We start from the raw sequence: 7871 nt of genomic DNA, 5'->3' as shown, positions 1-7871 counted from the left end.
CGGCAGGTGTCCGGCGGCATGGCGCAGCGGGCGTCGCTCGCCCGGGCGCTCGCCCGTAACCCCGGGGTCCTGCTGCTCGACGAGCCGTTCGGGGCGCTCGACGCGCTGACTCGGCTGCGCATGCAGGAGCTCCTGCTCGAGGTGCACGCCGCCGAGCCGGCCACCGTGCTCCTGGTGACGCACGACGTGGAGGAGGCCCTCTACCTGGCCGACCGCGTGGTGCTCCTGCGCACCCCGCAGCGCGACGAGACCAGCATCGCCCGCGTCATCGACGTGCCCGGGACGCGACCCCGCGATCGCGCCGACTCCACGTTCGCCGGTCTGCGCGCCGAGCTGCTCGAGGGCCTCGGCGTCCCGACCCACCACATCAGCCCCGCCGAGCAGGACAAGCACCACTCCATCTGACCCGCACCACCCACCCGACCCACCCCCGGGTCACCACTCAGGAGAGACGATGAGCATCCGCACCGCCGTGTCCGCCACCGCACTGGCCCTCGCGACCGCCCTGGCGCTCACCGGCTGCGTCGCCGGCGAGGACACCCCCGCCGTCGCGCCCGAGCCCGACTCCACCGCGTCGGCCGATGCCCCCGTCGAGTGGAGCGCCGACGTGCTCAACATCGACTTCGCGACCTACAACCCGCTGAGCCTGGTCATCAAGGACCAGGGCTGGCTCGAGGAGGCCCTGGGCGACGACGTCACGGTCAACTGGATCCAGTCCGCCGGGTCCAACAAGGCCAACGAGGCGCTCCGTGCGGGTGCCGTCGACGTGGGCTCGACGGCCGGGTCGGCCGCACTGCTGGCCCGCTCGAACGGCTCCCCGATCAAGACCATCGACATCTACTCCCAGCCGGAGTGGGCGGCGATCGTCGTGCCGAAGGGGTCCGACATCACCGACGTCAGCCAGCTGGCCGGCAAGTCCGTGGCCGCCACCAAGGGCACCGACCCGTACTTCTTCCTGCTGCAGTCGCTGGAGGAGGCCGGCGTGCCGCTGGACCAGGTCGAGGTGCAGAACCTGCAGCACGCCGACGGCAAGGCCGCGCTCGAGAACGGCTCCGTCGCCGCGTGGGCCGGGCTGGACCCGCTGATGGCCGCCAGCGAGGCGACCGCGGGCTCGACGCTCCTGTACCGGAACGTCGACTTCAACACCTACGGCTTCCTCAACGCGACCGAGTCGTTCCTCGGCAAGAGCCCCGACCTGGCCCAGCTGGTCGTCGCCACGTACGAGAAGGCCCGCGCGTACGCCCAGGAGAACCCCGAGGAGGTCGCGTCGATCCTCGCCGAGGTTGCCGCGATCGACCCCGCGGTGGCCACCAAGGTCATCTCCGAGCGCACCACCCTCAAGATCGACCCGGTCCCCGGAGACCCCCGGGACTCTCGGGGGCGGCAGGGTCCCTCCCAGGAGCTGACATGACCGCACCGCCCGTCGTCGGCACGTCGACGCCGATCCTCGACCAAGACGGTCGCCCGCACCGCGCGTTCAACCCGTTCGACAACGGCTCGACCCGGCCGTCGTCGAAAGGTCCGCTCGCCCGCCGCGGCACGCGGACGGTGCTCGGCCTCCTGCTCCCGCTGGCCCTGCTCGCGCTCTGGCAGAGGGTCACCAGCGCCGGGATCGTCGCGCCGTACCAGCTCCCCAGCCCGGCCTCCGTGTGGAACGCGGCCGTGGACCTGGCCGAGCGCAACCTGCTCGCGCCCTACGTCGCGATCTCCACGCAGCGCGTGCTCATCGGGTTCGCGATCGGCAGCGCCGCCGGGCTCCTGCTCGGCGCGGTCGTCGGCCTGTCCCGCCTCGGCGACGCCCTGCTCGCCCCCACGCTCGGCGCCATCCGCGCCGTCCCGTCGCTCGCCTGGGTCCCCCTGCTCATCCTCTGGATGAAGATCGGCGAGGACTCCAAGATCACGCTCATCGCGATCGGCGCGTTCTTCCCCGTCTACACGACCGTCGCGGCCGCGCTCCGGCACGTCGACCCGCACCTCGTCGAGGTCGGCCGCGCGTACGGGCTGCGCGGCGTCYGGCTGTTCTCGAGCGTCCAGCTGCCCGCCGTGCTGCCGTCGGTGGTGTCCGGGCTGCGGCTCGCGCTCGCGCAGTCCTGGCTGTTCCTCGTCGCCGCCGAGCTGATCGCGTCCTCCATGGGCCTGGGCTTCCTGCTCATGGACTCCGGCAACAACGGACGTGTCGACCGGATCATCCTCGCGATCATCCTGCTGGCCCTGCTGGGCAAGCTGACCGACAGCCTCATCGGGCTGGCCGAGAAGTACCTGCTGAAGAGATGGGCATGACCTCCACGATCTCCACCCTGCAGACCGAGGCACGCACCTACGACCCCCCGCTCGACCTCGACGCCAACGTGGGACCGGAGGCGTTCGACCGCGCCGAGGCCGACCCGATCGCCTTCTGGGAGGACGCCGCGCGCCGGCTCGACTGGGTGACGCCGTGGCACACGCCCCTGGTCTGGTCGCCGCCGGTGGCCGACGCAGAGGGCGGGCTGACCGTGCCCGAGGCGCAGTGGTTCGTCGGCGGGCGCCTGAACGTGGCCGTCAACTGCGTGGACCGGCACGTCGACGCCGGGCGCGGCGACAAGGTGGCCCTGCACGTCGAGGGAGCGCCCGGCGACCGCCGCACGCTCACGTACGCGGACCTGCAGAGCGAGGTGTCCCGGGCGGCGAACGCGCTGACCGCCCTCGGCATCGGTCCCGGGGACCGCGTCGTCGTATACCTGCCGGTGCTCGCGGAGACCGTGATCGTCACGCTCGCGATCGCGCGGATCGGCGCCGTGCACTCCCTGGTGTTCGGTGGCTTCTCCGCGGAGGCCGTCCGGTTCCGGGTGCAGGACACGGGCGCCAAGCTGCTGGTCACCAGCGACGGGCAGTACCGCCGCGGGCAGGCCGTCGAGGTGAAGTCGACCGCCGACGAGGCCGTGGCCGGGCTGGACCACGTGGAGCACGTGCTGGTGGTCCGGCGGACCGGGCAGGACGTGCCGTGGACCGAGGGTCGCGACGTCTGGTGGCACGACGTCGTCGACACCGCGCCCGACGTGCACGAGGCGCAGGCGTTCGACGCCGAGCACCCGCTGTTCATCATCTACACCTCGGGCACCACCGGGCGCCCGAAGGGTCTGGTGCACACGTCCGGCGGGTACCTCACGCACGCCGCCTGGGCGCACTGGGCGCACTTCGACGCCAAGCCCGACGACGTCCACTGGTGCACCGCCGACCTCGCGTGGGTCACCGCGCACACCTACGAGATCTACGGCCCGCTGGCCAACGGGCTCACGCAGGTCATCTACGAGGGCACCCCCGACAGCCCCCACCGCGAGCGCCACCTCGAGATCATCGAGCGCTACGGCGTGACCACGTACTACACCGCGCCGACCCTCATCCGGACGTTCATGACCTGGTTCGGCGACGAGCTCACCGGCGGGCACGACCTGTCGAGCATCCGGCTGCTGGGCACGGTCGGCGAGGCGATCAACCCCGAGGCGTGGGTGTGGTTCCGCCGCACGTTCGGCGCCGACCGCGCACCTGTGGTGGACACCTGGTGGCAGTCCGAGACCGGTGCCGCGATGATCGCGCCGCTGCCCGGATCCACGGTGCTCAAGCCCGGGTCGGCGACGCGTCCGCTGCCGGGCATCTCGGCGAAGGTCGTCGACGACTCCGGCGTGGAGGTCGGCCCGGGCGAGGGCGGCCTGCTGGTCGTCGACCGACCGTGGCCCGGGATGGCCCGCACGATCTGGGGCGACCCGCAGCGGTACCTCGACGCGTACTGGCGGCGGTTCGCCGGGCACGGCGAGCACGGCGGGTACTTCCTGGCCGGCGACGGCGCGTCGTACGACGCCGACAGGTACATCTGGCTGCTCGGCCGGCTCGACGACGTGGTCAACGTCTCCGGGCACCGCCTCTCGACCATCGAGATCGAGTCCGCGCTCGTCGCCCACCCCGCGGTCGGCGAGGCCGGGGTCGCGGGCGTGCACGACGACGTCACCGGGCAGGCCGTCGCCGCCTTCGTCGTGCCCGCCGCACCGCCGGGTCCGGTCGACGACGTGGACGCCTGGCTGGCCGCCGGCGACGCGCTCCGCGAGGAGCTGCGCGGGCAGGTGGCCCACGAGATCGGGCCCGTCGCCAAGCCCAAGCACGTGCTCCTGGTGCCGGACCTGCCCAAGACGCGGTCGGGCAAGATCATGCGCCGGCTGCTGGCGCAGATCCTCGACGGCAGCGCGCCGGGCGACGTCACCTCCCTGCAGAACCCCTGGGCGGTCGACGAGATCGCCGCACTCACTGCACGGCGTACCGTGCTGCCAGCCGTCCGCACCAGCGCCTCCGAGGAGACCGCATGACCAGCCCCGACCACCGCTTCGGCTTCCGCACGCGGGCGCTGCACGCCGGCGGGATCCCCGACGCGACGACGGGTGCGCGCGCGGTGCCGATCTACCAGACGACGTCGTTCGTGTTCCAGGACACCGCCGACGCCGCCAACCTGTTCGCGCTGCAGAAGTACGGGAACATCTACTCCCGCATCGGCAACCCCACGGTCGCCGCGCTCGAGGAGCGGATCGCGTCGCTCGAGGGAGGGATCGGGGCGGTCGCCACGGCGTCGGGCATGTCCGCGGAGTTCATCACCTTCGCCGCGCTGGTGGGCGCCGGAGACCACATCGTCGCGTCGTCGCAGCTGTACGGCGGCACCGTGACCGCGCTCGACGTCACTCTGCGCCGGTTCGGCGTCGACACCACGTTCGTGCCCGGCACCGACCCGGCCGACTACGCCGCGGCGATCCGGCCCGAGACCAAGGTGCTGTACGCCGAGGTCATCGCCAACCCGTCCGGGGAGATCGCCGACCTGGCCGGGCTGGCCGAGGTCGCGCACGCCGCCGGGATCCCCTTCGTGGTCGACGCGACGCTGGCCACCCCGTACCTGGTGCGGCCGATCGAGCACGGCGCCGACATCGTCATCCACTCCGTCACCAAGTTCCTCGGCGGGCACGGCACCACGCTCGGCGGCATCGTCGTCGAGTCCGGCCGGTTCGACTGGGGCAGCGGCCGGTTCCCGCAGATGACCGAGCCGGTGGCGTCCTACGGCGGGGTCCGCTGGTGGGAGAACTTCGGCGAGTACGGGTTCCTCACCAAGCTCCGCTCCGAGCAGCTGCGGGACATCGGGCCGGCGCTCAGCCCGCAGTCCGCGTTCAACCTGCTCCAGGGTGTCGAGACGCTCCCCCAGCGCCTGGACGCGCACCTGGCGAACACCCGGGTGGTCGCCGAGTGGCTCGAGGCCGACCCCCGCGTCTCGTACGTCAACTGGGCCGGCCTGCCCAGCCACCCGCACCACGAGCGCGCGAACCACTACCTGCCGCTCGGCCCCGGCGCGGTGTTCGCGTTCGGGCTGCGCGCCACGGACGACAAGGACGGCCGCACCATCGGCCGCGCGTTCATCGAGGGCCTGCAGCTGGCCAGCCACCTGGCGAACGTGGGCGACGCGCGCACGCTGGTCATCCACCCCGGGTCCACCACGCACCAGCAGCTGAACGCCGAGCAGCTCGCCGCGGCCGGCGTTCCCGCCGACCTGGTGCGGATCAGCGTCGGGCTCGAGGACGCCGAGGACATCCTCTGGGACCTCGACCAGGCCCTCACGGCCGCCACCGGACGCACCCGGACGGGGGTGGCGGCATGAGCACCGGCACGCGCACCTGGCTGGGACCGAGCGCCCCCGAGCGCCTCGCGCTCCTGCACTCCACGAAGTCCATCGCGATCGTCGGCGCGTCGAACAACCCCGCGCGGGCGAGCTTCTTCGTCGCGACCTACCTGCTGTCGAGCTCCCCGTACGACGTGTACTTCGTCAACCCGCGCGCCGACGAGATCCTCGGCCGGCCGGTGTACCCGTCGCTCGAGTCACTGCCGGTGGTCCCCGACCTGGTGGACGTGTTCCGCCGCCACGACGACCTGCCGACGGTGCTCGACGAGACGATCGCCGTCGGCGCCAAGGCGCTCTGGCTGCAGCTCGGCTCGTGGCACGAGGACGTCGCCCGGCGCGGCGAGGCCGCGGGACTGACCGTCGTCATGGACCGCTGCGTGAAGATCGAGCACGCCCGGTTCCACGGCGGCCTGCACCTCGCCGGCTTCGACACCGGAGTGATCAGCTCCAAGCGCGCACTGGGCTGAGCTCCCGGTGGACGACGACTACGCGGAGGCCGTGCTCGACCTCGTCGCGACGATCCCGGCGGGGCGCGCGATGACCTACGGGACGATCGCCGAGGTCGTCGGTGACCTGCTCCAGGCTCGCGACGGCGTGCGTCGTGGCGGTCCACGGCAGGTGGGCCAGGTCATGAGCCACGCCGGCTCCGGGGTTCCCTGGTGGCGCGTCGTCAACGCCGCGGGCAGCCCGCCCGCGCGCCATGCCACCCGAGCGCTGCGTCTGCTCACCGACGAGGGCACTCCCCTGACGGCCGACGGCACCCGCGTGGCGCTGCGCCGCGCGATCTGGTTCCCCGACGACTGAACCGCCTCCCGCGTGTCCTCGGCTGCCCGCCCTCCCGGCCGACCTAGCCTGGCCGCACGGGAGGCGCCCCGCGTCGACCGCGCACCGCACCGACCCGGGAGATCCATGACCGTCACCGTCCAGCGCTCCGCGCTCGTCGGGACGCGCACGGCACCCCGGGTGACAGCAGTGGTGCCGTTCACACGCCTGCCGCACCTGGGCGGCCTCGACGGGGTCCGCGCGATCGCCGTCGCGGGCGTGGTCGTCTACCACCTCGGCGCACCGTGGATGCGTGGCGGGTTCCTGGGCGTGGACGTGTTCTTCGTCCTGTCCGGCTTCCTCATCACCACGCTGGTCCTCGACGAGGTGGAGCTGACCGGGCGGTTCTCGTTCCGGCGGTTCTACGCCCGGCGCGCCCGGCGGCTGCTGCCCGCCCTCGGGCTCCTGCTAGTCGCCATGGCCGGTGTCGCCGTCGCCATGCCCGGGGAGGCGCGTGAGCTGCGTGGCGACATCCTCGCGGCCGCGGGGTACGTGTCGAACTGGTGGCAGGTGGTCGCGGACCGGTCGTACTTCGAGCTGACCAGCCGCCCCCCGCTGCTCCAGCACCTGTGGTCGCTGGCCATCGAGGAGCAGTTCTACCTGGTCTTCCCGCTGGTGGCCCTCCTGGCGCTGCGCGCGGGCCGCGCGCGCGTGGGGCAGCTCGCCGCGGTCCTGGCGCTGCTGTCCACCGCCGCGATGGTGGTGATCGCCGTCCGCACGTCCTCCCCCGTACCGAACGACCCGAGCCGCGCGTACTTCGGCACCGACACCCACTCGATGGGCCTGCTGGTCGGCGCGGCCATGGCGGCGGTCTGGACCCCATGGCGGACGTGGCAGCACGCCGGGTCGTGGGTGCGCGAGCGCGGCAGCTCGGTGCGACGGTTCGAGGCGGGCGTCACCGACGTGCTGGGCGGCGCGGCGCTGCTCGGCGTGCTCGCGGCGTTCGTCTGGGTGGACGAGTTCAGCAACGCTCTCTACCGCGGCGGGTTCCTCGCGTTCTCGCTGCTGGCGGCGGTGCTGGTCGGCGCGGTCGCCGACCCGGCCGGACTGCTCGGACGCGCCCTCGCCCGGCAGCCCTGGCGCTGGCTGGGCGAACGGTCCTACGGCATCTACCTGTGGCACTGGCCCGTCTTCATGCTCACGCGGCCGGGTGTCGACATCGCGGTGGAGCCGTGGCTGGCGACCCCGCTGCGCCTCGCAGGCGTCCTGGCGATCGCCGAGCTGTCCTACCGGCTCGTCGAGCTGCCGGTCCGGCGGGGCGCGCTCGGCCGGCTGGCTGCCCGGGTGCGCGACGCGGGCACGGACCGGCCGCGCGCGGTGCTCCGGGTGGTCGCGGCCGCGGTCGGGATGGTGGTCGTCGGCGGGG

General features: G+C 73.0%; 8 protein-coding genes. All 8 read left to right on the top strand.

Going from position 1 to position 7871, the window contains the following annotated elements; all coding sequences use genetic code 11:
- Nucleotides 1-405, top strand: a 405-nt coding sequence (locus tag AC1DUQ_RS15145) for an ATP-binding cassette domain-containing protein (RefSeq protein ID WP_477074070.1), incomplete at its 5' end; no start/stop codon positions are given.
- A 49-nt stretch (nucleotides 406-454) separates the two neighbouring features.
- On the top strand, nucleotides 455-1411 hold the full coding sequence (locus AC1DUQ_RS15140; protein ID WP_477074069.1) for an aliphatic sulfonate ABC transporter substrate-binding protein: 957 nt from the start codon (nucleotides 455-457) through the stop codon (nucleotides 1409-1411).
- Nucleotides 1408-2280 (top strand): ABC transporter permease, encoded by an 873-nt coding sequence (locus AC1DUQ_RS15135; protein WP_477074068.1) that lies wholly within the window; start codon nucleotides 1408-1410, stop codon nucleotides 2278-2280. Before AC1DUQ_RS15140 ends, AC1DUQ_RS15135 begins: the two co-directional genes overlap by 4 nt.
- Complete coding sequence (acs, locus tag AC1DUQ_RS15130; protein WP_477062720.1) at nucleotides 2277-4334, top strand: acetate--CoA ligase; 2058 nt, start codon at nucleotides 2277-2279, stop codon at nucleotides 4332-4334. Before AC1DUQ_RS15135 ends, acs begins: the two co-directional genes overlap by 4 nt.
- On the top strand, nucleotides 4331-5662 hold the full coding sequence (locus tag AC1DUQ_RS15125; protein ID WP_477062721.1) for an O-acetylhomoserine aminocarboxypropyltransferase/cysteine synthase family protein: 1332 nt from the start codon (nucleotides 4331-4333) through the stop codon (nucleotides 5660-5662). The genes acs and AC1DUQ_RS15125 overlap by 4 nt, the downstream gene beginning before the upstream one ends.
- Nucleotides 5659-6150, top strand: coding sequence for a CoA-binding protein (locus tag AC1DUQ_RS15120; protein ID WP_175348613.1), 492 nt, complete (start codon nucleotides 5659-5661; stop codon nucleotides 6148-6150). Before AC1DUQ_RS15125 ends, AC1DUQ_RS15120 begins: the two co-directional genes overlap by 4 nt.
- Nucleotides 6151-6157: 7 nt before the next feature.
- Nucleotides 6158-6487 carry an MGMT family protein gene (locus AC1DUQ_RS15115; RefSeq protein WP_477062722.1) on the top strand — a complete coding sequence of 110 codons (330 nt, stop codon included), beginning with the start codon at nucleotides 6158-6160 and terminating at the stop codon, nucleotides 6485-6487.
- Between the two features lie 105 nt (nucleotides 6488-6592).
- Nucleotides 6593-7871 (top strand): acyltransferase family protein (locus tag AC1DUQ_RS15110; RefSeq protein ID WP_477074067.1); only part of this gene is annotated, 1279 nt, incomplete at its 3' end.

The sequence above is a fragment of the Cellulomonas sp. P4_B5_2 genome, from assembly GCF_056402235.1.
The sequence above is the reverse complement of the archived record's forward strand: the minus strand, read 5'-3'. Positions and strand labels throughout refer to the sequence as shown.

What these genes read in the sequence shown, in the direction of transcription:
- AC1DUQ_RS15140 (WP_477074069.1), top strand. Translation starts at nt 455, where the DNA reads ATGAGCATCCGCACCGCCGTGTCCGCCACCGCACTGGCCCTCGCGACC.
- acs (WP_477062720.1), top strand. Translation starts at nt 2,277, where the DNA reads ATGACCTCCACGATCTCCACCCTGCAGACCGAGGCACGCACCTACGAC.
- AC1DUQ_RS15125 (WP_477062721.1), top strand. Translation starts at nt 4,331, where the DNA reads ATGACCAGCCCCGACCACCGCTTCGGCTTCCGCACGCGGGCGCTGCAC.
- AC1DUQ_RS15120 (WP_175348613.1), top strand. Translation starts at nt 5,659, where the DNA reads ATGAGCACCGGCACGCGCACCTGGCTGGGACCGAGCGCCCCCGAGCGC.